This window comes from Amycolatopsis azurea DSM 43854 (assembly GCF_001995215.1).
Classification (GTDB): Bacteria; Actinomycetota; Actinomycetes; order Mycobacteriales; family Pseudonocardiaceae; genus Amycolatopsis; species Amycolatopsis azurea.
Genome location: NZ_MUXN01000024.1, coordinates 230,245 through 256,146, shown reverse-complemented (window position 1 = coordinate 256,146; position 25,902 = coordinate 230,245). Strand labels below are relative to the sequence as shown.

14 protein-coding genes are annotated in these 25,902 nt (G+C 70.7%); 7 read left to right on the top strand and 7 right to left on the bottom strand.

Going from position 1 to position 25,902, the window contains the following annotated elements; translation table 11 throughout:
- The first annotated feature begins 205 nt into the window (after positions 1-205).
- Positions 206-826, top strand: a complete 621-nt coding sequence (locus B0293_RS31335; protein WP_026467638.1) for a helix-turn-helix transcriptional regulator — start codon at positions 206-208, stop codon at positions 824-826.
- Complete coding sequence (locus B0293_RS31330; protein WP_077241432.1) at positions 823-1,413, top strand: response regulator transcription factor; 591 nt, start codon at positions 823-825, stop codon at positions 1,411-1,413. Before B0293_RS31335 ends, B0293_RS31330 begins: the two co-directional genes overlap by 4 nt.
- Positions 1,414-1,422: 9 nt before the next feature.
- On the opposite strand, the gene B0293_RS31325 is transcribed toward B0293_RS31330, so the two are convergent.
- Entirely contained in the window at positions 1,423-2,904 is a 1,482-nt protein-coding gene (locus tag B0293_RS31325; protein ID WP_005151404.1) for an amidase, read from the bottom strand.
- The gene (locus tag B0293_RS31320; protein ID WP_005151405.1) at positions 2,901-10,169 is read right to left on the bottom strand and encodes a non-ribosomal peptide synthetase; all 7,269 of its coding nucleotides are present in this window, start codon (positions 10,167-10,169) and stop codon (positions 2,901-2,903) included. The genes B0293_RS31325 and B0293_RS31320 overlap by 4 nt, the downstream gene beginning before the upstream one ends.
- A 151-nt stretch (positions 10,170-10,320) precedes the next feature.
- Here B0293_RS31320 and B0293_RS31315 point away from each other — a divergent pair, with 151 nt between their 5' ends.
- Positions 10,321-11,568 (top strand): MFS transporter, encoded by a 1,248-nt coding sequence (locus B0293_RS31315; RefSeq protein ID WP_005151407.1) that lies wholly within the window; start codon positions 10,321-10,323, stop codon positions 11,566-11,568.
- A gap of 94 nt (positions 11,569-11,662) precedes the next feature.
- Here B0293_RS31315 and sbnA read toward each other — a convergent pair whose 3' ends face one another.
- Positions 11,663-12,670 carry a 2,3-diaminopropionate biosynthesis protein SbnA gene (sbnA, locus tag B0293_RS31310; RefSeq protein WP_005151408.1) on the bottom strand — a complete coding sequence of 336 codons (1,008 nt, stop codon included), beginning with the start codon at positions 12,668-12,670 and terminating at the stop codon, positions 11,663-11,665.
- Positions 12,671-12,684: 14 nt separating this feature from the next.
- Positions 12,685-12,900 carry an MbtH family protein gene (locus B0293_RS31305; protein WP_005151409.1) on the bottom strand — a complete coding sequence of 72 codons (216 nt, stop codon included), beginning with the start codon at positions 12,898-12,900 and terminating at the stop codon, positions 12,685-12,687.
- Between the two features lie 180 nt (positions 12,901-13,080).
- On the opposite strand from B0293_RS31305, the gene B0293_RS31300 reads away from it, so the two are divergent.
- Genes B0293_RS31300 through B0293_RS31285 form a run of 4 tightly spaced genes read left to right on the top strand, consistent with a single transcriptional unit; the run spans position 13,081 to position 22,107 of the window.
- A complete protein-coding gene (locus tag B0293_RS31300) occupies positions 13,081-14,076 on the top strand; it encodes a TauD/TfdA family dioxygenase (protein WP_052014278.1) in 996 nt (331 codons plus the stop codon).
- 5 nt (positions 14,077-14,081) lie between these two features.
- Positions 14,082-20,372, top strand: coding sequence for a non-ribosomal peptide synthetase (locus tag B0293_RS31295; protein ID WP_005151412.1), 6,291 nt, complete (start codon positions 14,082-14,084; stop codon positions 20,370-20,372).
- Positions 20,369-21,865: an amino acid adenylation domain-containing protein gene (locus tag B0293_RS31290; protein WP_039915507.1), complete on the top strand. Its 1,497-nt coding sequence runs from the start codon at positions 20,369-20,371 to the stop codon at positions 21,863-21,865. The genes B0293_RS31295 and B0293_RS31290 overlap by 4 nt, the downstream gene beginning before the upstream one ends.
- Complete coding sequence (locus B0293_RS31285; RefSeq protein ID WP_005151414.1) at positions 21,862-22,107, top strand: phosphopantetheine-binding protein; 246 nt, start codon at positions 21,862-21,864, stop codon at positions 22,105-22,107. Before B0293_RS31290 ends, B0293_RS31285 begins: the two co-directional genes overlap by 4 nt.
- Positions 22,108-22,120: 13 nt before the next feature.
- On the opposite strand, the gene B0293_RS31280 is transcribed toward B0293_RS31285, so the two are convergent.
- Genes B0293_RS31280 through B0293_RS31270 form a run of 3 tightly spaced genes read right to left on the bottom strand, consistent with a single transcriptional unit; the run spans position 22,121 to position 25,765 of the window.
- Positions 22,121-22,414, bottom strand: coding sequence for a DUF1330 domain-containing protein (locus tag B0293_RS31280; protein WP_005151418.1), 294 nt, complete (start codon positions 22,412-22,414; stop codon positions 22,121-22,123).
- 23 nt (positions 22,415-22,437) lie between these two features.
- Positions 22,438-22,869 (bottom strand): MarR family winged helix-turn-helix transcriptional regulator, encoded by a 432-nt coding sequence (locus tag B0293_RS31275; protein ID WP_005151419.1) that lies wholly within the window; start codon positions 22,867-22,869, stop codon positions 22,438-22,440.
- Between the two features lie 31 nt (positions 22,870-22,900).
- A complete protein-coding gene (locus B0293_RS31270; RefSeq protein WP_005151420.1) occupies positions 22,901-25,765 on the bottom strand; it encodes an AfsR/SARP family transcriptional regulator in 2,865 nt (954 codons plus the stop codon).
- Positions 25,766-25,902: the final 137 nt, after the last annotated feature.

Genomic DNA, 25,902 nt, shown 5'->3' with positions numbered 1-25,902 from the left:
CGGCAGGGAAAGAGCGGCAATATCCGCGTGGGCACCGGCTGCGCGTTTGTCCCTGCGTCTCCGAACAGCGTCGTGACTACGGTGAAATTCACGCGAAGTGAGCAATAACGGATCGCGGAAAATCTCGATTTCATGCTTAGTGAGGAAGACAACGGCCTGCCACCCGATGAAAATGGACGGCGGTTGTACGGGGAAGGGGAAAGGGATGGGAGAGCCCGCAAGGGTGAGTGTGGACGCGGCCGATCCGGTACTCGAAGCGGGTATCGGCTGCACACTCAACGGCAGCCCGGAGCTCACCGTCGTGACGAACGGTGAGGAATCGGACGCCACGGTCGTGGTCGTCGACCTCGTGGACGACAAGGTCCTCGACGTGGTGCACTCCATCCGGAACCAGCCGCATCGCCCCGAGATCGTGCTGCTGGCCACCGAACTGTCGCCGGGCGAGGCGCTGCACGCGATCGCGGCGGGCGCGCACGGCCTGCTGCGCCGCCGGGAGGCCAGCGCGAACCGGCTCTCCCGTGCGGTGCTCGCCGCCGTCGTCGGCGACTGCACGATGCCACCGGATCTGATCGACCGGGTGCTCGAACAGGGCATGGAGAACCAGACACCCACCGCACCGCAGGCCTGGGCACGTGGTGGACTCAACGAACGTGAGCACGCCGTGCTGCGCCTGGTCGCCGAAGGATATGAGACCGACGAGATCGCCCGGCGGCTGTCCTACTCGGCGCGCACCGTGACGGCCGTCGTGCACGACATCACCCAGCGGTTCCGGCTGCGCAACCGGGCGCACGCCGTCGCCTACGCACTTCGGGCCAGGCTGCTGTGATCAGGGTGCAGGTCCACGCGGGAGGCGCGCTCGTCCGGGAAGCCGTGGTCACGAAGTTGCGACAGGCGGGGATCCTCGTCGCCGCCGCGGCGGACACCGTGGTGGTGGCCGCCGGCGGCACGATCGACGAGGCGTTGAACGCCTGTCCCGCCACCCTCCGCGCGGCGGGACATCGGTTGATCGTCGCCGCGGACACGCTCAATCCGGGCGGGGTCCTCCGTGCCTTCCGGGCAGGAGCACGGATCCTGCTGCAGACTCCCGAAACGACACCGGCCCAGTTCGGTGCCGCCGTGCACTCGGCCGTCAATGGGGAAAGCCGGCTGCCGTACGGGCTGCTGGTCCGTCTGCTCAGCGGTGGCGCCGAACTGTCGATGCCCGTCGGTGTCCACCCGGTCGCGCCCCTGACCGAACGGCAGCTCACGGTGCTCACCCTGATGGCGGACGGGCACGGCAACGCCGACATCGCGCGGAAGCTGTCCTGTTCGGAGCACACCGTGAAGAACGTCATCTACGAGCTGATGGCGCGGCTTCAAGTGCGCAACCGGGCCCACGCGGTCGCGCACGCGGTCCGCGCCGGGCTGATCTGACGTGGACACTCAGCTCGTCGGCAGGAACCCGGGTGGCCGCCGCACCCGTGTGGCCTGCTCGAACGCGTAAGCCAGCGCCAGGACCGTCGGCTCGCTGTACCGGCCCGCCATGATCGAGAGGCCGACCGGCAGCGGGCCGACGAACGCCATGGGGACGGTCACGTTCGCGTAGCCGGACACCGCGGCGGGTGCGGACGAGCCGAACAGGTAGGCGTCGCCTTTGCCCAGGGTGGTCTTCCACGCGGGCCCGTTCGTCGGGGCCACGATCGCGTCCAGCCGGTGCGCGCGGAGCGTGTCGTCCAGCCCGCGTCGTGCCGCGCCGGTCGCCTCCGCACGCAGGCGCAAGTACTCCGGATCGGTCAGGTCGCCGCTCGTGGCCTGGGCTTCTTCGAACAGCTCCTGTCCGAAATGGCCCATCTCGGTGTCCGCGTTGGACTTGTTGAACTCGATCAGCCCGGCCAGGTCGGCGGGATGATCACCGGGAGTCGACGCCAGGTACTCGTTGATGCCGTGTTTGAACTCGTACAGCATCGACGGCAGTTCGGCGCGGCCCACGACGTCCAGTCCGGGGATCGTCACCTCGACCGTGATCGCGCCCAGCGACACCAGCCGCTCCACGGCGCCGGTGAACACCTCGACGGTTTCCGGGCTGGTGCCGCCGGTCGCGTCCCAGACGCCGATCCTCTTGCCCCTCAACGCGTCGGGTTCCAGGAAGGGCAGGTAGTCCGGCCGGGCCGGGTCGCTGATCGCCTCCAGCAGGATGGCCGCGTCCGTCACGTTTCGGGCCAGCGGGCCCGCGGTGTCCTGCACCCCGGAGATCGGCACCAGGCCATGGCGGCTGACCAGGCCGATGCTCGGTTTGACACCGACGACCCCGTTCGCACCCGCCGCGCTGACGATCGACCCGTTGGTCTCCGTGCCGACGGCGACGGTGGCCAGGTTCGCCGCGATCGCCGCGCTGGAGCCGCTCGACGATCCGCAGGTGTTGCGGTCGAGGACGTACGGGTTGGCGGTCTGCCCGCCGACCGCGCTCCAGCCGCTCGACGAGCGGCGGTCGCGGAAGTTCGCCCATTCCGAAAGGTTCGTCTTGCCGAGGATCACCGCCCCGGCCTCGCGGAGCCGCGCGACCAGATGGGCGTCGGCGGCCGGACGCGCGCCGGCCAGCGCGAACGAACCCGCCGTCGTCGGCTGCCGGTCCGCGGTGTCGATGTTGTCCTTGATCAGCACCGGGATGCCGTCCAGGAGACCACGCGCCCGGCCCGCCCGGCGGCGATCGTCGCTCTCCGCCGCGAGCCGCGGCGCGTCCGGGTTGGTCGTGATGACCGAGTGCAACCGCGAGTCGAGCCGGCGGATGCGGTCGAGATAGAACGCCGTCAGCTCGGCCGAGGTCAGCGGGCCGGAGTCCATCGCTTGCCGCAGTTCCGGGATCGTGGCCTGTTCGAGGTCGATCCCCGCGAGCGTGGGGATCTCGACCGGCGCGGGAGCGTTCACGGCGACGCCTCCTCGGTGGCTTCCATCAGCGTGGTCAGCAACCCGGCCAGGCCGGACACGTGCGGCGGGCGCAGCACGCCCATGTGGTCGCCGCCGACGCGGTGGATCTTGAGCCCGCCGGGCGCCAGCTTGACCCAGCGGTCCCGGTACTGGGCGTAGCTCTGCCCGAAGTTCGTCTCGTGCAGGCCGTCGGCCAGCTCGTCGCCCACCAAGAGGTGGGTCCGGCCGGGATACGGACGCTGGCGGTACCCGAGCATCGCCTGGGTCAGTTCTCGCCACACCCGGATCCGGCGCGGCCAGAACGGGTCCCCGGGCACCGGCGGTTCCTTGGTGCCCTCGTCGATGATGTAGTCGAGCACCTCGGCGAACTGGCGGTGGATCTCGGCGAGTTCGTCAGGATCCGCCGTGGCGTTCAGCTCCTCCAGGAGCTTCTCGCCACGGACGAACATGGCGGTCTCCTCCCACATGTTCTCCCGCTTGTAGAAGTCCTGCGCCGGGTCGAGCAGCATCAGCGTGAGCCGTTCGCCGTCGCGATGCAGGATGCGGGCCATCTCGCCGGTGACCAGTCCTCCGCCGCACCAGCCGAGCAGGTGGTACGGCCCCTCCGGGTGCACCGCGCGGATCTGCTCCACGAACAGGGCGGCCACACTCGCGATGCTCTGCGGGGACGGCGTGTCCCGGTGCAGGCCGGGCCATTCCAGCGCGGCCACCGGACGGTCGGCGCTGATGTGCTCGGCGAGCCGCACGTACCACAGGCCGCCACCCGGGTACATGCAGAACAGCGGCGGTTTCGTACCGGTGCGGCGCAGCCAGACGACGGCTTGCCGCGCCCAGCCCGAGGCGGATTCCATCGCCGCCGCCTCGGTGGGCGGGAAGCCGGCCTTGCTTGCCGGGTCCACCGCCGCGGCGAGGTCGATCACCGTGCGGTGCTCGTAGAAGTCCCGCAGCTCGACCGGCAGGCCGTGTTCTTCGCGGAGTTCGACCAGCACGCGGATGATCAGCAGGGAGTGCAGGCCCAGGTCGCTGAACGGGACGTCCACTCCGACCCGGTCGATGCCGAGGCCCTTGGCCAGCGCGGTGGCGATGATGTTCTCCACCGCGGTGCGCGGGGCCATCGCGGCACGGGCGGTGGCCGTCGGTTCGGGCAGCGCCTTGGTGTCGAGCTTGCCGCTGGGCGTGGTGGGCAGTTCGGCCAGCACCATCCACGCGGACGGGATCAGGTAGTCCGGCACGGCACCGGCCAGCAGCCCGGGCAGCGTGGCCGGATCCAGTCCTTCGTCGGCGGGGACGAGGTACGCGACCAGTTCCTGGTCGCCGCGGGCGGTCCGGCGGGCGCGTACGGCCACGTCGCGCAGCTCGGCGTGCGCTCGCAGCACCGCTTCAACTTCACCCAGCTCGACGCGGTAGCCGCGGATCTTCACCTGGTCGTCCGCCCGCCCGGCGAACTCCAGCACGCCGTCGGGCCGGTACCTGGCCAGGTCGCCGGTGCGGTAGAGCCGCCGTCCGTCGGAGTACGGATCCGGCACGAACCGGTCGGCGGTCAGGCCGGGGCGTCCGCGATAGCCGCGGGCGAGCTGGGCGCCGCCGATGTACAGCTCGCCGAGCACGCCCACCGGGACCGGTTCGAGGTCGGCGTCCAGCACGCGCAGCACCGTGTTGGGACCCGGCTTGCCGATCGGCACCGGCCCCGCTTCGAGGTCGCCGACCCTGCTCACCTGCGAACTGCAGCCGACGGTGGCCTCGGTCGGTCCGTATTCGTTGTCCACCAGGATGTCCGGGGCGTTCCGGGTCCAGGCGGTGAGCATGTCCCTGGTCAGTTCTTCACCGCCCACGACGAGCCGGGACGCCGCGCCGGCGAACGCCTCGGCGGGCAACATCTGGTTGAGCGCCATCAGATGCGACGGCGTCAGCTTGACCAGGTCGAAGCCGCCTTCGGACAGCGCCGAGACCAGCGCCTCGATCGCCGGCGTGTCGTCGTCGGGGGTGAGAGTGACCGTCCCGCCGGACAGCAGCGCCGGGAACACCGAGGTCACCGGCAGATCGAAAGCCATCGAGGAGTACAGCGGCGAAGCGGTGGAACCGGCACGCCAGCTCAGGTAGTTCACCAGGTTGCGATGCTCGACCATGACTCCCTTCGGAGTCCCCGTCGAACCGGACGTGTAGATGACGTACGCGAGTGTCGACGGCGTCGCGGTCCGGCCCAGATCGCCGTCCGGGTGGGCGGCGATGGCCGGATCCCCGACCAGGACCACCGCGGTACCGGGCACCCGGTCGGCCAGAGCGGATTCGGTGACCACGGTGGTCACTCCGGCCTCGGTCAGCACCGTGGCCAGCCGTTTCGCCGGATGGGCCGGGTCGAGCGGCAGATAGGCCGCGCCGGATTTCAGGACCGCCAGCAACGCGGCGACCAGCTCAGGACCGCGACGCAGCAGCACACCGACGACCGTTTCCGGGCCCGCGCCCCGCTCGCGCAGATGCCGCGCCAGCTTGTTCGCGCGGGCGTCGAGCTCGGCGTAGGTGACCGTGGTCCCGTCCGCACAGCGCAGCGCAGTCACGTCCGGGGTGCGCGCGACCTGGCGTTCGAACAGCTCGTGCACGCACGCGTCCGGGTACTCGGCCACCGGCCCGTCCGCGAACGACATCAACCGGTCGACCTCGGCCGGGGCGATCGCGGCGCCGCGGACCTCGCCGTCCGGATCGGCGGCCATCGCTTCCAGCACCCGTCGGTACATCGGGGCGAGCGCCTCCACGTGCTCCGGGGCGATCCGGTCGGCCTGTGCCCGGAAGTGCAGGACGCCGGGGAAGCTCCACACGTCCACGCCGAACCCGTTGTAACTCTCGTCGACGATCTTCGCCGTCTCCACCCGCTGGGTGTCGAAGACGTGGAAGTCCAGGTAGGCGAACGAGATGTCCACCAGCGGACGGCCGGAACCCCAGAGCCGCTGAAGCTCCCCGAGCGGGAACCGCCGGTGCGGCCAGACCGCCACCTCCTCGGCGAACACCTCCCGGACGAGCCCGGTCCAGGTCTTCGCGGTCAGGTCGACGCACACCGGCAGCGGGTTGAGGTGCATCCCCCTGGCGAGTTCACCGCCGGGTTCCTCCAGCCTGCCGTTGTGCACCAGTCCGGTGTGGAACCGGCTCGACCCGCTGATCGTGCTCAGCACCTTGAGGTGCGCGGCGAACAGCACGGTCTTCAGCGAAGCGCCCGCCACGGCGGCCAGCGCGCGCAACCGGGGTTCCAGATCGGCGTAGCGCACGCTGACCTGATGCGGCAGGCCGTCCGCGCTCGGCGCCGCCGCCCACCCGGGCGGGAGGGTGACCGGGTCGTAGCGGTCCAGCCGATCTCGCCAGAACTCCCTGTCCACAGTGGACTCCAGGGAGCGTTTCTCGTGCGCGATGAAGTCGGCGAACCGCACCGGCGCCTGCTCGGGGAACGTCGGGGTGAGCCCGTCCCGGAGACTGCGGTAGGTGTCGAGGAGTTCTTCGAGCAGCGAGTGGTGACTCCAGCCGTCGAGGACCGCGTGGCACTCGATGAACGACAGCGTCCAGCGGCGCTCGGCGGTCTGATGCACATGGAAGCGCACCAGCGGCGCACTCGTGACGTCGAGAGGGCTGCGGCGGGTGTCGGCGACGAACGCCGCCAGTATCTCCTCCACCCGCGCCTCGGGGATCTCGCGCAGGTCGTCGTGGCCGACGTCCATCGGGGCGGTCCGGTGCACGAGCTGCATGGGGACCCGGTAGCCGGTCAGATCGAAGCTGGTGCGCAGGATCTCGTGCCGGCGCACCAGGAGCACCGCCGCTTCCCGCAGCGCGGACAGCGAGAACGGGGCGTCGTCGACGATCGGGAACAGCGTGATGTTGTGGTAGAGGCTGACCTTCGCGTCCGCCACCATTTCGTAGACCATCGCGGTCTGGCCCAGCGACATCGGATAGGCGTCGGCGAGGTCTTCCGGCAGCGCCTTCCGGTCGGCTTCCCCGATCAGCTCGAACGGGGCGACCCGCCGGTCCTCCACCGGACCGGCCGCCGTGCCGGTGAACCGGGTCAGGCTCTCGACGGTCTGATGCAGCAGCAGATCCTGCACGGTCACCGGAAGGCCGCGCTTGCGCAGCAGGCCCACCACCTGGATGGCCCGGATCGAGTCGCCGCCCAGGGCGAAGAAGTTGTCGTGCACCCCGACCGAGCCGACGCCGAGCGCGGTACCCCACACTTCGGCCATGGCGCGCTCCGCGGGGTCGCGGGGAGCGACCGGGCCGGTGGCCCTCGTGTGGTCCACCGCCGGTTCGGGCAGCGCGGCCCGGTCGATCTTTCCGTTGGAGGTCAAGGGGAAACGGTCCAGCGGAACGAACGCCGCGGGCACCATGTAGGCAGGCAGCAGCCCGCTCAGATGCTCGCGCAGGTCCGCCGCGGCGAGCCGATGACCGGCGACCGGAACGGCGTAGGCGACGAGGTGGTGCTCCGCCTCCCCCGGACGGCGACGGGCGAGCACCACGGCGCGCGACACCGACGCGTGGCCCGCGAGGGCCGACTCGACCTCACCCGGCTCGATCCGGTGGCCGCGGATCTTCACCTGGTCGTCCGCCCGGCCCGCGAACTCCAGGTCACCGCCGAGAGTGCGACGGGCGAGATCGCCGGTGCGGTACATCCGGGCGCCCGGCCGCGACGCGTACGGATCCGGACCGAACCGGTCCGCGGTCAGTGACGGATGGCCGAGATACCCGAGCGCGAGGCCCGGCCCGGACACGTAGAGCTCGCCGGGCACCCCGACCGGCACCGGTTCGAGGTCGCCGTCGAGCAGGTACACGCGCAGATCGGGCAGCGGCCTGCCGAGGGGGCTGCGCGAGCCCGCCGCGATGTCCCCGGCGCGCAACCTGCGGTAGGTGACGTGCACCGTCGTCTCGGTGATCCCGTACATGTTGACCAACGCGGGCCGTTCGTCGCCGAAGCGGGCGAACCACGGTGCCACGTCGGCCACGTCGAGGGCCTCGCCGCCGAACACCACGGCACGCAGTGCCAGCGACTCCGGCGAGGTCTCGGCCTCGACGACCGCGTCGACCAGCCGCCGGAAGGCCGACGGCGTCTGGTTCAGCACGGTGACGCCCTCGGCGATCAGCAGGTCGAGGAAGTCCCACGGAGACCGCGAGATCTCGAACGGCACGACGACGACACGCCCACCGTGCAGCAACGCGCCCCACAGCTCCCACACCGAGAAGTCGAAAGCGTAGGAGTGGAACAGAGTCCAGACGTCGGACGGTCCGAAGGCGAAATCGGCGGCGCAGGACCGCAGCAGGCGTAAGACGTTCGCGTGAGTGACAGGGACGCCTTTCGGCCGTCCGGTGGACCCGGACGTGTAGATCACGTACGCCACGTCACCCGGTCCTGCCAAAGGCTCCAGGTCCGTATCCGGCCAGTCGTGGCCGGGCTGGTCGAGCAGCACCGAGGTGACCGGCTCGTCCGCGAGCCAGCCGGCCAGCTCACCGCGGCTGACCACGATGCCGACCTCGGCGTCGGCGCGCATCATCTTCAGCCGACCGGCGGGCAGAGCGGGGTCGAGGGGGACGTAGCCCGCACCGGACTTCAGCACACCCAGCAGGGCGACCACGAGGTCGAGCCCCCGGTCGAGGGAGACGCCGATCAGCCGTCCCGGCGCGGACCCGAGCGAGCGGAGCCGGTGGGCGAGCCGGTTGGCCCGCGCGTCGAGCTCGGCGTAGGTCAGCTGCTCGCCGGCGCAACTCACGGCGATGGCGGCGGGGTTGTCGGCGAGGCGGGCCGCGAAGACCTCGGTCAGGCTTTCGTCCGTGGGGAAGGTCAGATGATCCGGGCCGTTCCCGGCGGCCAGCAACACTTCGCGCTCTTCGTCGGCCAGCATGGCGAGCCTGTGGACGCGGCGGGTCGGCTCGGCGGCGATGCTCTCCAGCAGGCGCGCGAAGTGGCGGGACATGCGGTGCGCCGTCTCGGCGTCGAACAGGGCCGTGGCGTACCCCAGACGCCCGGTGATCGAACCGTCAGGCCGGGTGGCGAGCGTGAGGTCCAGGTCGTACTTCGCCACTTCCCAGCCCGGGGACTCCGGTTCGGCGCCGAGTCCGGGCAGGTGCTGTGGCGTGCCTTCGTCACCGAGCTGGAACACCACCTGGAACAGCGGCGTGCGGGACGGGTCTCGCTCCCCCACCAGTTCGTCGACCACCAGGTCGAAGGGCGTGTCCTGATGGGTGTAGGCGTCGAGCGCCGTCGCCCGCACCCGCGACAGGAACTCCGTGAAGGACAGGTCCGCGGACAGGTCGGCGCGCTGGGCGATCATGTTGACGAACATCCCGACCAGACCTCCGGTCCGGTCCTGCTCGCGCCCGGCGACCGGGCTGCCCACGACCACGTCGCTCTGCCCGCTGTAGCGGCCGAGCAGCACTTGGAACGCCGCGAGCAGCACCATGTACGGCGTCGCGCCGTGTTCCCTGCCGAGGCGGGCCAGGGTTTCGGCCAGCGGCCCGGGTACGAAGACCGGCACGGTGGCGCCCGCGCTGTCGCGGACCGGCCCTCGTGCCCGGTCGGTCGGCAGCTCGAGCGGACTGATCCCGTCCAGCTGTTTGCGCCAGTACTCGATCTTCTCGGTGAGACGGCCGTCGCTGAGGCGATCCCGCTGCCATACGGAGAAGTCGCCGTACTGCACGGCGAGCGGTTCGAGCGGGGACGGGCGCCCGGCGGAGAACGCCGCGTAGAGTCTGTCCAATTCGGACAGCAGGATCGACTCCGAGATACCGTCCGACGCGATGTGGTGCACGGACAGGAGGAGCACATGGTCCACATCGGACAGTCGGACCAGTAAGGCTCGCAACGCCCATTCCCCGGCCAGGTCGAGCGAGCGGGCACCGGCGTCGGCCAGCACCCCTTCGAGCGACTCCGGCCGCTCCGCGAGGTCGAGCCGCTCGAAAGGCACCGGACCCGGTTCGTCGACCACCTGCACGGGCTCGCCACCGGAACCGTCGGCCAGGTACCGGGTGCGCAACACCTCGTGCCGGGCGACGACCTCGTCCAGGGCCCGGCGCAGCGCCGGTTCGTTCACCTCGCCGCGCAGCCGCAGCCGCACCGGCATCAGGTAGTCGGCGCCACCCGGCCTGGTCTGGTCGAGCAACCACAACCCGCGCTGCGCGAACGACAGCGGAAGCGGCCGGTCCCGGGGAACCGGGACGATCCCGCCGCCCGCCTCCGGAGTGCCGGAACCTCGCAGCCGTCGTCGCAGCAATTCGGCACGGGCGTTGCCTCGGGTGTCCATGAGCCGCCTTCCTGTCCTGATCGGTCGAGGATGCCCGGCGCGCGCGGGCAGGCGGCAGAGTGAAGGTGGCGCGCGTTCACGCAGCCGATCGCGCGCCGGAGTACCGATCCTTCTCTGTGCGTGCGCGCCGGTGACGGTAAGCATCGGGAGCATGGATGCCCAGGCGCCGCCACTGCACCGAAACCGCGACTTCGTTCTGCTGTGGACCGGATCGGCGGTGTCGATCCTGGGCTCGAACGTGTCCAACGTGGCCTACCCGCTGCTGGTTCTCGCCCTGACCGGCTCGGCGGCCGACGCCGGTCTCACCGGATTCGTCTCGCTACTGCCTCAATTGCTCTTCCAGATGCCCGCGGGCGCGCTGGTCGACCGGTTCGATCGCAAGCGGACGATGATCTACTGCGATCTCCTGTGCGCCGTCGCACTGACCACCGTCGTGGTGGCCCTGCTGTTCGGGCGGCTGACCTTGCCGCACATCCTCGTGGTGGGATTCCTCGAAGGCACCTTCGCGGTGTGCTACCGCTTGGCCGCCGCGGCCGCCGTACCCAACGTGGTCGACTCGTCCCAGGTCGCCCAGGCGCTGGCCCACAACGAGGCCCGCCGCCGGGGCGCGGCCATGCTGGGCAAGCCGCTCGGCGGGATGCTGTTCGGCATCAGCCGCGCGGCGCCGTTCGTGTTCGACGTCGCCAGCTATCTGGTCTCGGTGGTGACCCTCGGGCTGATCCGCAAGGACTTCCAGGTCCAGCGCGACACCACGGACCGGCGCCCGCGCGGGGCCGAGTTCACCGAGGGCGCCGTCTGGTTGTGGCGGCAGCCGTTCCTCCGGGCGACCACGTTCCTGATCGCCGGCAGCAACCTGTTGTTCCAGGCGCTGTTCCTGGCCGTGATCGTGATCGCCACCGACCACGGCGCCTCGCCGTCGATCATCGGTGTCATGCTCGGCATCATCGCGGTCGGCGGGGTGCTCGGCTCACTGCTCGCGCCCGCGGCGGCCAAACGGCTGTCGCTGAAGACGGTCGTGATCGGAGCGAACTGGGTCTGGCTCCTGCTGGTCCCGCTGCTGGCACTGGTGACGGAGCCGCTCCTGCTCGGCACGGTGTTCGCGGCGATGGCGTTCGTCGGTCCACTGTGGAACGTGGCGATCTCGGCCTACCAGCTCGACATCACCCCGGACCACATCCGGGGCCGGGTGCTCGCCGCCGCGGGCATGATCGCCTTCGGAGCCGTCCCGCTCGGCTCGCTGATCGGCGGCATCCTGCTGAGCAAGGCCGGCGCCACCACGACGGTGTGGCTGTTCACCCTGTGGATGGCGGCGCTGGCCCTGACGACCGTGATCAGCCCGGCCGTCCGGTCGGCGCCGAAGCTGGTGGACACTCCCTTGCCCGCGCCGACGAAGCGGTAGCCGGAAGGCAGTGTTGTGAAAGCCACTTTCGCAACCTTGAAAGGTTGCGAAAGTGGCTTTCACAACACCCGCGCCTAACTAGGCCGCGCTGACCTCAATACCGCGTCAAGACCCGCTCGGCCTCGTCCGAAGGGATACCGCCGAAATGGGTCGTGACCCACGTGTCGTCGTAGATCGTGTCGAGATACCGCTCGCCCCGATCGGGCAGGACGATGGCGCAGGTGGCGCCGGGCGGCACCAGGTCGCGCACGCTGTGCACGGCCGCGACCACCGCACCGGACGAACCGCCCGCGAGGATCGCTTCGCGGGCGGCGAGGCGGCGGCAGCCGCGCACGCTGTCCACATCGGCGACGTGGACGACGAGGTCGGCCAGGTCGTCCGCGTGGTGACCGGGGCGGACGGCCGCGCCGTGCCCTGGGATCAGCCGCGGGCCGGGGGTGTCGGCGAAGATGGCGCTGCCCGCGGCGTCGACAGCCACGATCGTCACCGGCAGGTCGTTGGCCCGCGCGTATTCGGCGCAGCCACGGAGCGTCCCGCAGGAACTGGTGGCGCAGAACAGGAAGTCGAGGACGCCAGGCACCTGCCCGACGATCTCGCGCATGGTGTTCCGGTGCGCCGCGGGGTTGCCAGGGTTGGAGTACTGGTTCGGCCAGTAGGCGTGCTCCAGGCGCTCGGTCAGCTCGCGAATGCGGCGGAGGCGGACCGGCAGGTAGTCGCCGGTGACCGGATCGGCGTGCTCGATCATCTCGATCTCCGCGCCCAGCGCGCGCATGATCGCGAGATTCTGCTTGCTGGTGCGGGGATCCACGACGCAGATGAACCGGATCCCGTAGTACCGGCACACCTGGGCCATCCCGATCCCCAGGTTGCCCGAGCTGGATTCGACCACCACCGAACGTCCGGGGACGAGCCGTCCCGCGTGGATCTCACCGGCGAGCATGGACAGTGCCGCGCGGTCTTTGCTGCTGCCGCCGGGATTGTGGCCCTCCAGCTTGGCGAACAGCCGGAACCCCGCCGACGGGTAGAGCCTGGTCAGTTCGACCAGCGGTGTCGCGCCGATCGTGGCGAGCACACCCGCCGGTTCGTCCTCATTCGAGTTCATGGGATTTCGCCGGCTCAGCCCGCTGTCGGATCGAGCTGCCGTCGCAGGCTCAGTGGCCGCATGTCGGTCCACACCTCTTCGATGTGGGCGAGACACTCCTCGCGGCCGCCGCGCGTCCCCTCGGCACGCCATCCCGCCGGGAGATCACGGTCGGACGGCCAGATCGAGTACTGCTCCTCGTGGTTGACCACGACCAGGTAAGCCCGCTGGTCGGTCTGCTCCTCGCGCATGGGTGTCTCTCCTGAAGTCACTGGCGCACCCGGCTGTCGGTTCACCGGTGGGGTCGAGCCTGCCCGCGAGGGCGTGCGCGGGTGCAGAGAAGAACACGCAGAACCTCCGGCACGGCGACGGGGTCCGCACTACCCGTCATTCTCTTCTGGGGCACGGGCCGAACGGACACGATGGCGGACATGACCGCTGTACCGTCCGTCTCCCCGGCAAACGACTCGTCCGGGCAGGAACGTGCCCTGCCCTTCGTGGTGACTCCAGGCCAGGGCGAGGCCAAGGACACCGCCTCACTCCCGGCCCGCCGGACCGCGATCCGGGACCGGCTGCTCGAACACGGCGCCGTGTTGCTGCGCGGGTTCGACATCGACGACGTCGACGGGTTCGACACCGCCGTCCGCGCGCTGGCCGGTCCGCCGCTGACCTACCAGGAGCGCTCTTCGCCCCGTAGCACGATCAAGGGCCAGGTTTACACCTCGACGGACTACCCGGAGGCCGAGGAGATCTTCCTGCACAACGAGAACTCCTACCAGGCCGCCTGGCCGCTGAGCCTGTTCTTCTACTGCGTGCGGCCACCGGACACCCTCGGCGCGACGCCGCTGGCCGACACGCGGCGGATCCTGGCGTCGATCGATCCCGCCGTCCGGGCGGAGTTCGAGGCCAGGGGCTGGATGGTGACGCGGAACTTCACCGAGTCGTTCGGGTTGCCGTGGCAGCAGACGTTCAACACCAGCGACCGCGACGAGGTCACGGACTACTGCGCGCGCAACGGTGTCGAGACCGAATGGCTCGACCGGAACGGGCTGCGCACCAGGGCCCGGCGCCAGGCCGTGCACCGGCACCCGGTCACCGGCGAGGCCGTGTGGTTCAACCATCTCACGTTCTTCCACGTGACCACGCTGGCCGAGGACGTCTGCGCCGGGTTACGCGCCATGCTCGCCGAGGAAGACCTGCCGACCAACACCTACTACGGCGACGGCGGCACCATCCCCGACGACGTCGTGGCCCACCTGCGGGAGTGCTATCGGGCCGCGTCCCGGCGCTTCGACTGGCAGCGCGGCGACGTGCTGATGGTCGACAACATGCTCTCCTCGCACGGCCGTGAACCGTTCACCGGCCCGCGGAAGATCGCCGTGGCCATGGCCGAACCCTCGACCGGCGAAAACGGCACGAAAGGCTGACCATCGTGGCAAGCGGTGACGTCCACCCGTTGTCGTCGGCGCAGGAACAGCTGTGGTTCATCGATCAGCTGCGGTCCGGCGCGGCCATCGAGCATCTGCTGTCCGCGACCCTGCGGCTCCGCGGTGACCTAGACGTCGAGGCCCTGACGGCGGCATTGACGGAAATCGCGTCCCGGCACGCGGTACTGCGGTCCCGGTTCGACACGGTGAACGGTACCGCGGTGCAGGTGGTCAGGGATCCGGCGCCGGTCGAACCGTCCACTGTAGACCTATCAGGACTGTCGCCCGCCGAACGGGAATCGAGTCTGCGGGAGATCCGGCTGCGCGATCTGCGCACCCCGATCGACCTGCGCACGGAGCCGCCGTGGCGGGTCACGCTGGTCCGGCTGGCCGTCGACGAGGCGATCCTGCTGATCGCCGTGCACCACATCGCCTTCGACGGCTTGTCCTGGAGCGTGCTGGCCAGGGAGCTCGACGCGTTCTACGGGGCACAGAAGCTGCCGGAGCCAGACCTCCAGCACCACGACGCCCTGCGTCGCCGCGAGCGGAAGGCCACCGACGGCGGGCTCGCGTACTGGGCGGACCGGCTCGCCGGACTCGCGCCGCTGGAGCTGCCCGCCGATCGGCCCCGGCCGGCCCGGTGGGCGGCCGACGGCGACAGCGTCGACTTCATCGTGCCGTCGGACCTGGCCGCGAGGCTGCGGGAGCTGGGACGCGCCCACCGCGCGACGCCGTTCATGGTGTACCTGGCCGCGTACCAGCTCCTGCTGGCACGCTATTCGGGCCAGGACGACATCGCCGTCGGGGTCTCGGTCTCCACCAGGCGCCCGGACGAGCTGTCGCTGATCGGGATGTTCCTCAACACGCTGGTGCTGCGCGGTGATCTGTCCGGCGAACCGTCCTTTGTGGAAGTTCTCGGGCAGGCGAGGAAGACCGCTCTCGAGGCGTACGCGCATCAGGACGTCCCGTTCGATCAGGTCATCGCCAAACTGGAGCCGGAGCGGGACCCGTCCCGGAACCCGGTCTTCCAGGCCGGTATCGCCTGGTACGACGCCCGGCGCCAGCCCTATCGGCTGCCCGGCCTCGACGTCTCGTTGTGCCCGCCGCTGTGGGCGGCCTCGGCTTTCGACCTGTCGCTGCACCTGGCCCAGTTCGCCGACGGCTCGGTACAGGGCCAGCTCATCCATCCGACGAGCCTGTTCGACCGTGCCAGGATCGACCGGATGGCCGCCAACTACCTGCGGCTGCTCGAAGAGATCACCGCCGCCCCGGAGGGCCCGGCACCTCTGCTCGAACTGGTCGCCGAGCCCGAGCAGGAACGGCTACGGTCCTTCGGCACGGCCACGACCGAGACGGCCGGACAGTCCTTGCCCGAACTGTTCTTCGAGCAGGCGGCACGCTCCCCACGGTCCGTGGCCGTCGTGTCCGATGTGGACGAAGTGACCTACGGCGAACTCGCCGTACGCGTCGGCGCCCTGGCCGGGTACCTGCGACAGCACGGCGTCGGCACGGAGACACCCGTCGGCGTCGCACTGGACCGCGGGACCGACCTGGTCATCGCGTTGCTGGCGATCCTCACCGCGGGCGGCACCTATGTCCCGCTGCCGCCGGATCATCCGACCGGACGTCTTCGCCAGGTCGTCGCCGACACCGGCGCCACGCTGGTGCTGTCGCACTCCACCGTGGACGTCCACCTGCCGGACAGCCTCACCCGGGTCGACCTGGACGAAAATCGGGACACCATCGCCCGTCACGCTCTCGCCGAGCGCCCGGCGATCCATGGCGCGCAGGTCGCCTATGTCGTGCACACCTCGGGTTCGACGGGAAGGCCCAAGGGGGTCGCGGTCACCCACGGCGGCATCCGCAACCGGGTCCTGTGGTCGGTCCGCACCCAGCTCACCGCCGCGGACCGGGTCCTGCAGAAGACCACGATCGGGTTCGACGCCTCGCTGTGGGAGCTGCTGACCCCGTTCGCCGCCGGTGCCACGCTGGTCATGGCGCCGCCCGGCGCTCACCGCGATCCCGCCGCGATGGCGGGGGCGATCGTCCGGCACGGCGCCACGGTCCTGCAACTCGTCCCGTCGGTGCTGCGCCTGCTGCTCGACGAGCCCGGTTTCGCCGAGTGCGCGTCGCTGCGCTTGATCTGCTCGGCGGGTGAGGCGCTGCCGGCGTCGCTGTGCCGTCGCCTGACCACGCTGCTCGACGTCGAGGTGGAGAACACTTACGGCCCCACGGAATGTGCCATCGACGTGACGGCGTGGCGGTACCGGCGTGACGACCAGGACGGCACCGTGCCCATCGGCACGCCCCTGTCCGGGACGCGGGTGTTCGTCGTGGACGCCTCGGACCGGCTCGTGCCGATCGGGGTGCCGGGCGAGCTGTGCGTCAGCGGCGCGGGCCTCGCGCGCGGCTACGCCGATCGTCCACATCAGACGGCCCGGCAGTTCACCCCACATCCTTATCCCTCGGTTCCCGGAGAACGCTGGTACCGCACTGGCGACCTGGTGCGCTGGCGGCAGGACGGGGTGCTGGAGTTCGTCGGCCGCGTCGACGATCAGGTCAAGATCAACGGCGTGCGCATCGAGCCCGCCGAGATCGAGGCCGCGCTGTGTGCGCATCCCGACGTCGCGGCGGCCGCCGTCATGCCCCACCGGACTCCGGCCGGGGACACCACTCTCGTCGCCTACGCGGTGCCCGCCGACGGCACCCTTCCCGACGACCTGCGGGAACACCTGGCCACCCGGTTGCCGCCGCCCATGATCCCTCCTGCCGTTCACGCCCTCGACGCGCTCCCGCTGGGCCCCAACGGCAAACTCGACCGCGCCGCGCTGCCCACCCCGGACGGCGTCCCGGAGTCCACTTCGGACGATCGCACCGCTCCGAGCACACCGACCGAAGAGTTCGTCGCGGCCGCCATGGCCGAGTTGCTCGGCGTCGAGCATGTCGATGTCCGCGCCGACTTCTTCGCTCTGGGGGGTCACTCCCTCCTCGCGATCCGGCTCGTGCTGAAACTCCGGCGCGAGTTCGGCGCCGAGCTCACGGTCGGCGAGTTGTTCGACGACCGGACCGTCGAACAACTCGCCGCCAGGCTCGACGCGAGCACCACCGGCGTCTCCCTCTCGGCGATACGACCGGTCCCGCGTGACCGCGGGCTGCCGTTGTCGTTCGCCCAGCAGCGGATGTGGTTCCTCGACCAGCTCGAACCGGGCAGCGTCGAATACCTCGTCCCGCTGGCCCTGCGGCTTTCCGGCGCGCTTTCCGTCAGCACGTTCCAGCAGGCACTGGACCGGCTCGCCGCCCGGCACGAGGTGCTGCGCACCCGTTACGTCGACCGGGACGGCGACCCGGTGCAGATCGTCGACCCGCCGGGGCCGGTCGCGTTCCGCCTCGTCGACATGACCGGCGAGCCCACGGCGGCCCGCGAGCTGCTGCGCCAGGTGTCGGGCCGTCCGTTCGACCTCGCGCGCGAGCACCCGCTGCGCGTCACCGTGATCCGGGTGGCCGAAGACGAGCATCTGGTCGCGCTCACCCTGCATCACATCGCCTTCGACGCCTGGTCGATGGCCATCCTGTTCCGCGACCTGAACGAGGCCCACGGGCAGGCGCTGCCGGTCCAGTACGCGGACTTCGCCGTCTGGCAGCGATCCGAGGACATGGCCGGTCAGCTCCGGTACTGGCGGGACAGGCTCGCCGGGCTCACCCCGGTCGAGCTGACCACCGACCGGCCGCGTCCGGCGCGGCGTGACCCGCGCGGGGACACCGTTTCGGCCACCGTCCCGGTGCCGGTGGCCCGTGCGGTGAACGAGCTGGCGGCCCGGCATGGCGCGACACCGTTCATGACCATGCTGGCCGTGTTCCACGTGCTGCTCGGCCGCTACACCGGACGCACCGACGTCTCGGTCGGCACGCCGGTGGCGGGCCGGACCCGGCAGGAGACCGAAGAACTGCTGGGTCTCTTCACCAACACCTTGGTCCTGCGGGCCGACCTGTCGGGCTCGCCGACCTTCACCGAGCTGCTCGACCAGGTTCGGCGCGGCTGCACCGAGGCGTTCGCCCATCAGGACCTGCCGTTCGAGCATCTCGTCGACGCGCTGCAGCCGGACCGGGACCTCTCCCGCAACCCGCTGTTCCAGATCATGTTCGAGCTGGAGAATCTGGAGAACCGGCCGGGCACCCTGTGCGGCGCCGCCGTCCAGCCGATCCCGGCGGGCGCCTCGGTCGCCAAGTTCGACCTCACCGTGTCCGTCCAGCAACGCGACGGCGGCGAGCTGCGTTGTGTCTTCGAGTACGCGACCAGCCTGTTCGACCGCGCGACCATCGAGCGGATGGCGGCGCACTACCTCCGTCTGCTGGCGAGCATCGGCGCCGCTCCGGACCGCAGGCTGGCCGAGTTGGACGTCGTCGGCGAGGACGAACGCCGACGTCTGCTGCACGACTGGGCCGACCCGGATCGCGAGCGACTGTCCACCTTGGACCCGGCGAGCGAACACGCCTTGTGCGTACCCGAACTGGTCGAGCGACAGGCCGCACGCCGCCCCGAAGCCGTGGCCGTGGTCTGCGGCGGACGACAGCTGACCTATGCCGAACTGAACGCACGGGCCAACCGGTTCGCGCGTCTGCTGCGGTCACACGGGGTCCAGACGGAGACCGTCGTCGGGGTCTGCCTGGAGCGGTCGCTCGACGCGGTGGTGGTCCTGCTGGGCGTGCTCAAATCGGGCGGCGTGTACGCCCCGTTCGACCCGAGGCATCCCGCGCAACGGCTGGACTTCATGCTCGCCGACGCCGGCGCGCGGCTCGTGGTGACCACCCGCGAGTTCGCCGGCCGGTTCGGCGACCGCGAAGTGGTCGCCGTCGACGACGTCGCATGGTCCGACGGTGACGCCACAGACCTGGCACCCCAGCCCGATCCGCGCTCGCTGGCGTACGTCATCTACACCTCCGGCTCGACCGGGCGGCCCAAGGGCGTCATGACCGAGCACCGGTCCTACGCCCACCACTGCCGGGTGATCGCGGACGCCTACACCATCGGCTCCGACGACCGGGTGGTCCTGTTGTCCGCCCTCACCTTCGACGTGTCCATGGACCAGATCGGGGCGACCCTGCTCGCCGGAGCGACGATCGTGGTGAGCGACCCGATGTTCTGGACCCCGGCCGAACTCCCGGCCAGACTGGCCGAGCATGGGGTGACGATCATCGACACCACGCCCGCCTACTACCGCGAGGCGATGCGCTATGGCCCGGAATTGCTGGCAGGGCTGCGGTTGATGAACGTCGGCGCCGACGTGGTCACGACGGACGACGCGCGGATGTGGGCGGAGTCCGGCCTGCCAGGACGGTTCCTGTGCAGCTACGGGCCGACCGAGGCGACCATCTGCTCGGTACTGCACCCGGTGACCGGCGACCTCGACGGTCAGCCCGCGGGCGCCGCGATGCCGCTCGGCAAGACGGTCCCGGGTACCCGCGCCTACATCGTGGACGCCGATCTCCGCCTGGTTCCCACCGGGGTTCCCGGCGAGCTGTGCCTCGGCGGGGTGCGGCTGGCCCGCGGCTACCACAACGACGTCGCCCGCACCGCCGAGCGGTTCGTCCCGGATCCGTTCGGCCCGGCGGGAGCACGGCTCTACCGCACGGGAGACCTGGTGCGGCACCGGCCGGACGGGACGATCGAGTTCCTCGGGCGCATCGACCACCAGGTCAAGATCCGCGGCCTGCGCCTCGAACTCGGGGAGGTCGAGGCGGCCCTGTTGCGGCATCCGGACGTGGACGCGGCCGTGGTGGTCACCGCGGCGGACCCGTCGGGAGACCCGCTGCTGGCCGCCTATGTGGTCGGTGAGCCGGGCGCGGACAGCTTGCGGGAACACCTGCGCGCGCTGCTGCCGGAGTACATGGTCCCGGCACGCTGGGCGAAACTCCCCGCCCTGCCGCTGACGGCGAGCGGGAAAGTCGACCGGAAAGCCTTGCCCGCGGCGGAACTGACCGCGTCCGGTACCGGTCCGGCCGAGGCGCCCCGGGGCCCGGCCGAGCAGCTCATCACCGACATCTGGCGCGAGGTGCTCGGTGTGGAGCGGATCGGGGTAACGGATGATTTCTTCGCACTGGGTGGGCATTCGCTGCTGGCCACCCGGGTTCTCGCCGAGTTGCGGAACGCGTTCGCGGTGGAGCTTCCGCTGCGCTGCCTGTTCGAAGCCACCACGGTCACCGACCTGGCCCGAGCGGTGACCCAGGCGCTCGAAGACGAGATCGCCGGACTCTCCGACGCCGAGGTGGAGCAACTGCTGGCCGGCGAGCCGACATGACCTTCGTCGACGACCTCTTCGCACATCCCGCCGGGGCGCCCGCGATCCGCACCCCGGACGGCCACCTGAGCTACGGGGAGCTGACCGACCGGATCCAGCGGCTAGCCCGGACCCTGGCGGGCAGCGGGCTGGAACCGGAACAGGTCTGCGCCATCGCCGTCGACCGCGGCGTGGACGCCGTGATCGCGATGGCCGCCGTGGCGCGGGCGGGTGGCGCGTTCCTCGCTCTCGACGCCGGTCTCCCTCACGCACGTCTCGAAGCCATGTGCCGGACCGGCGGCGCGCGGACGCTGGTGACGACGACAGCGCTCGCCGAACGGCTCTCGCTGCCCTTGACCGGCCCGGTCGTCCTGATCGACCAGGACGCGCCGCCCGCCGCGGCGACGCGCTTGCCCGTGGTCACGCCACACACGCTCGCCTACGTCAGCCACACGTCCGGGTCGACCGGCGCGCCGAACGCCGTGCTGATCGAACACGGCGGTCTGCGGTCCTACCTGCGCGCGATCGGTACGGACAACGGGCTGGGACCGGGGACGGTCGCCCTCCAGGTGGCCCCGATCGGCTACGACGCCTCGATCCGCGACGTGTTCGCGCCGCTCGTCGCCGGTGGCTGCGTGGTGCTGGTCCCCCGCGCCAGACTGCTGCGGCCGGCCGAGTTCGCCGACACCCTACGCACTTTCGGCGTCACCACGCTGCTCAGCGTGACCCCGACCTTCCTCGGCTTCATGACCGGGCACGAGGCCGCCGCGGCGGCGCTGCGGACGGTCGCGCTGATCGTGTCGAGCGGGGAGTCGCTGTTGCCGTTCCTGGCCTCCGGTGGCAGGCACCTGCTGCCGGGCGGGCTCGTCAACCAGTACGGCCCGACCGAATGCACCATGACCTCGACCCGGTACCCCGTACCGCGTGACCCGGTGACGACGGCCGACCTGATCGGCGCGCCGATCGACGGCGTGTCGGTGTGGCTGCTCGATCCGGAGCACCGGCCGGTACTCGACGGGGCCACCGGCGAGGTCCACATCGGCGGCGTCGGCGTCGCACGCGGCTATGGCGGACGCCCCGCCCTGACCGCCGAGCGGTTCGTCCCGGATCCGTTCGGCCCGCCGGGAGCGCGGCTTTACCGCACCGGGGACCTGGCGCGGAGACTTCTCGACGGCACCCTGGTGTACCTGGGCCGGATGGACCGTCAGCTCAAGATCCGCGGCCATCGGGTGGATCCCGCCGAGATCGAAGGCGCGCTGCTGACCCATCCGGCCGTGACCGCCGCTGTTCTCACCGCGGACAAGGACGACCGGGGCAGGGTCTCCCTCAGTGCGCATGTCGTGGGCGAACTGACCGACGTACCGGACGCCGCCCTGCGCGCCCATCTGGCCGAGAGCCTGCCGCCGCACATGATGCCGCGCCGCTTCGTCCGCATCACCCGCGTGCCCACCACCCACAGCGGCAAGAGCGACCGAGCCGTACTGACCCGGACCGACGAGAACGGATCACGATGACCACGACCCGCGAACTTCCCGAGCTGATCGTGTCGCTGTACCGCGAATCCCTTGGCGACGACACCCTGGACGCGGACAGCGACTTCTTCGAGTCCAACGGGGACTCGCTGGCCGCTTTCCAGATCACCGCAGGCCTGCAGGACGCCCTCGGTATCGAGGTTTCGGTCGCCCTCGTCTTCGCTTACCCGTCCCCGGCGGACCTGGCGGGAGTTCTCGCCGCGGACCGGCAAGATCTTCAGTGAGCACGGGCTCCGCTCAGTCGATGCCTTCGACGATGCGGAAGTCGCGCTCGACGCCATCGGAGAGGGCGGCCAGCGCCTCCCGGTAGGCCGCGCTCTCATACGTCGCGACGGCCTGCTCGAAGCTGTCGAACTCGACCAGGACGGTGCGCTCGGCGATTCCGGCGTCACGCGCCGCGACCCGACCGCCACGGACGAGGGTCCGACCGCCCCCGGCCTTGACGGCCAGAGCGGCCAGCTCGTTGTATGCAGCCAGCTTCTCAGCGTCTGAAATGGTGCGATAGGCGCTGACCCAGTAGCCCTTGGGCATGGAACCTCCAGTATTGGAATGACTTATTCGAGCTCTGCCAGATGCTTCAGCGCCGGAAGGGCCGCCACCAGCGCCTCGACCTCGTCACCGGTGAGCTCGCCGATCAACCGCTCGAACGCGTGGACCCCCGTCTGGCGCCGCGTCCGGACATAGGACGCGCCGGCCTCGGTCAGGCACACCAGCGTGACCCGCTTGTCGGACGCGTCGCCCTGCCGCTCGACCAGTCCGGACTCCTCCATCACCCGGACCAGGGCGGTCATCGCGGGCTGGGTGACGCCCTCGACCGCGGCCAGATCGGTGATGCGCCGCGGGCCGGTCCTGTCCAGGGTGGCCAGTGTGGCGGCGGACGTCAGGCTCATGTCCCGGGGCAGGCGTCTCGCGGCCCTGGTGGCCAGGCCGTAGAGAGCTGCCCCGATGGCGGCGGACGCGTCGGAAGCGGTCTCTTGACGACGCATGCCCGAAGCATAGCAGTTTTATATTCATAGTTTATGCAAATGGGCCGGCCCCGTCCGGCGTCCTGGCGAGGACGTCGAGTTGCCGTCGCACCCGCTCGGCGTCGGCGTCGCGGCCTTGTTCCCGGTACAGCTCCAGAGTTCGCTGCCAGGCGGCACGGGCAAGGGCGTGGTCGCCGAGGGCGGCGTAGGGGTGGCCGAGGTTGTCAAGGGTGTCGGCGGCTTCGGTGGTGTTTCCGACACTGCGGTAGAGGGTGAGGGCCTGCCGGTAGTAGTCGATGGCCCGCCGGTGGTGTCCGGTGTGGTGGTCGATGAAGCCCAGGCTGTCCAGGGCGTCCGCCTCGCCGTCGGGGTCCTCGTAGCGTCGGTGCAGGGCAAGGGCGGCCTGGCAGTGTTCGCGAGCGGTGTCGTACTCGCCAAGACGCGCGGCGAGCGAGCCCACCGAGTTGAGCGCGACGGCTTCCCAGACCGGCGATCCGACGACGCGGAACAGGGCCAGGGCGTCGCGGGCGTGTTCCAGGGACTTCCGGTCATCCCCCCGCTGCTCCCACGCCCATCCGAGGGCGTGGTGGGTGTGCGCCTGCTGGGTGGGCTCGTGGTGATGTTCGGCAAGGCCGAGGGCCTCATGCAGGTGGAGGATGGCTTTCTCGTGGTGGCCCAGCTCGGCATGAGCGTGGCCGAGGAGCCGGTGGGCGAGAATGCGAGCGGCGGGGTCGGGCAGCCGGTCGGCGGCAGCGGTGGCGACCTCCCACACGGCCAGGTCGTCACGGTGGCGACCTCGCCGGCGGTGGAAGGTGCACAGGCACCAGGCGATCCGCCACACCGTGTGGTGGTGGCGGAGAGCGGCCGCGGTGTGCTGGGCGGCAAGCAAATGCGGGTGATGGGTGTCCAGCCACGCCCACGCGGCCGGTCGGTCGGGCAACGGCTCGATGTGGACACCGGGGGCAGGTGGATCGAGCCGGATCGGCGGGCGATGAGGGTCCAGGAGCCCATCGGCGACATAGGCGGTATGCAGGTGGAAGTCGACCACGCGGTCCAGCGCGGCCCGCCGCACCGGCTCGGCCAAGTCGTGGGCGAGGCTGGTGGCGTAGGCGCGGACCAGGTCGTGCATGACGTACCGGCCGCCCGCGCGCCGATCGAGTAAAGAGTGATCCTCCAGGACTCGCAAGGTCTTGCGGATCTCGGCCGGCGGCAGACCGGTCAGACACACGGCGGCGGGCAGGTCGATGTCCGGCCCGGGAGCCGGCCCGAGCAGCGCGAACACCGTCCGCTGCCGGTCGGTGAGCCAGCGTAGGGACCAGGACAGCACCGCGGGCAGGCTGGCGGCGGGGTCGTTGTCGTGGTCGAACATCTCCAGGCCCAGATCGCGAAGTTCGGCGACGAACTCGAGCAGCGGGATCCGCGGACGGGCGGCGGCGTGACGGGTGGCGATCGCCAAGGCGAGCGGGTGACGTCCGCACAGCTCGGTCAGCTCATCGGTCACCTCGGGCGTGGCGTCGGCCCGTTGCTCGCGCAGGCGCGTGGCCAGCAGCGCGCGGGCCTCGCCGCGGGTGAGGATGTCCAGCGCCAGGTGGCGGGCGCCGTACCGGTCGATCACCGAGGAGAGCCTGGTGCGACCGGTGACCAGCACGGTGCAGGAGGTGCCGCCGGGCAGCAGCGGGACGACCTGGTCGGCGGTGGCGGCGTTGTCCAGTACGACCAGCATCCGCTTCGCCGCGACCAGACCCCGGTACAGCGCGGCGAGCGCGTCCAGGTCCGCCGGGAGTCCATCGGGGTGGACGCCGAGAGCCGTGAGGAACCCGCGCACCGCGTCGGCCGGGTCGGTCGGACGTCCGGCGGGGCTGAACCCCCGCAGGTCGACGAACAGTTGCCCGTCAGGGAAGCGGTGCAGGTTGCGGTGCGCCCACGCGAGGGCCAGCCAGGTCTTGCCGATCCCGCCCACCCCGCCGATCGCCGAGATCACCATCGTTCTCGCCGCCGTCCGGTCCTGCTGTGCACGGGACGATGCGCCGTCTCGGGTGGTGGTCAGGACGCGATCCAGTTCGGCCAGTTCGGGGACGCGGCCGGTGAACAGCGCGGGTGCGGCGGGCAGTTGGCGGGGTACCGTCGTCGACCGGTCCGCCGGGTCGGGTTCGGCGAGACCGGGGTCGGCGAGACCGGGGTCGGCGGCCAGCATCCGCCGGTGCAGTTCCGCCAGGGCTGTTCCAGGGTCGGTGCCCAATTCCTCGGCCAGCCGAGCGCGTAGCCCGTGGTAGTGGTCCAGGGCGTCGGCTTGACGTCCGCTGCGGTACAGGGCGAGTACGAGCTGAGCGGCCACATGTTCGTCCAGCGGGTGCGACTGGGCGCGCGTGGTCAACTCGGGCAGGAGCGTGGCGTGCCGACCGTGGCGCAAAGCCAGGTCGATGCGGTCGGTGTCGGCGGCGAACCGTTCCCGTTCCAGCCCGTGCCGCACCGTGGCGATCCATGGAGTGTCCAAACCGGACAGTGCCTCGCCCCGCCACACCTCCGCGGCCCGCTCCAGCAGCTCCAACGCACGGGTTCGATCGGCGTCGGCACGGGCATCGGTGACCAGGCGCCGGAACCGGTGCACATCCACGCGGTCGGGTGCGACCAGCGTGACGTAGCCGCCCCCACGCCGCTCGATCACCACCTCGCCCGCGACGCCGCTGGTGGACAGCAGGTGGCGTAGCCGGGACAGGTAGTTGCTCACCAGTTGCCGGGCCCGTCGGGGCGGGCGCTCTCCCCAGATCCGGTCCACCAGCTGGTCGGTGGAGATCACCTGGTTGGCCTCGAGCACGAGCACCGCCAGCACGTACCGCTGCCGGGCGTGCCCGAGGTCCACCCTCGTCCCATTGACCAGGACTTCTATCTGGCCCAGCACCCGCAGCTCCACTCTCACCGCACAGCCCTCCCACCCGGTCACCGCACGACGCTGTGGCGAACTCCTGCCTAGTGCCCGCGGCACCCCGCTCGGCACCACTGAACAGCCGATTCGCAGAACGTTGTGTCGGCGGACGAAAACGGGCGCCCATCCTG

What these genes read in the sequence shown, in the direction of transcription:
- sbnA (WP_005151408.1), bottom strand. Translation starts at nt 12,670, where the DNA reads ATGAACTCGAATGAGGACGAACCGGCGGGTGTGCTCGCCACGATCGGC.
- B0293_RS31320 (WP_005151405.1), bottom strand. Translation starts at nt 10,169, where the DNA reads ATGGACACCCGAGGCAACGCCCGTGCCGAATTGCTGCGACGACGGCTG.
- B0293_RS31335 (WP_026467638.1), top strand. Translation starts at nt 206, where the DNA reads ATGGGAGAGCCCGCAAGGGTGAGTGTGGACGCGGCCGATCCGGTACTC.
- B0293_RS31290 (WP_039915507.1), top strand. Translation starts at nt 20,369, where the DNA reads ATGACCTTCGTCGACGACCTCTTCGCACATCCCGCCGGGGCGCCCGCG.
- B0293_RS31275 (WP_005151419.1), bottom strand. Translation starts at nt 22,869, where the DNA reads ATGCGTCGTCAAGAGACCGCTTCCGACGCGTCCGCCGCCATCGGGGCA.
- B0293_RS31305 (WP_005151409.1), bottom strand. Translation starts at nt 12,900, where the DNA reads ATGCGCGAGGAGCAGACCGACCAGCGGGCTTACCTGGTCGTGGTCAAC.
- B0293_RS31285 (WP_005151414.1), top strand. Translation starts at nt 21,862, where the DNA reads ATGACCACGACCCGCGAACTTCCCGAGCTGATCGTGTCGCTGTACCGC.
- B0293_RS31300 (WP_052014278.1), top strand. Translation starts at nt 13,081, where the DNA reads ATGACCGCTGTACCGTCCGTCTCCCCGGCAAACGACTCGTCCGGGCAG.
- B0293_RS31280 (WP_005151418.1), bottom strand. Translation starts at nt 22,414, where the DNA reads ATGCCCAAGGGCTACTGGGTCAGCGCCTATCGCACCATTTCAGACGCT.
- B0293_RS31315 (WP_005151407.1), top strand. Translation starts at nt 10,321, where the DNA reads ATGGATGCCCAGGCGCCGCCACTGCACCGAAACCGCGACTTCGTTCTG.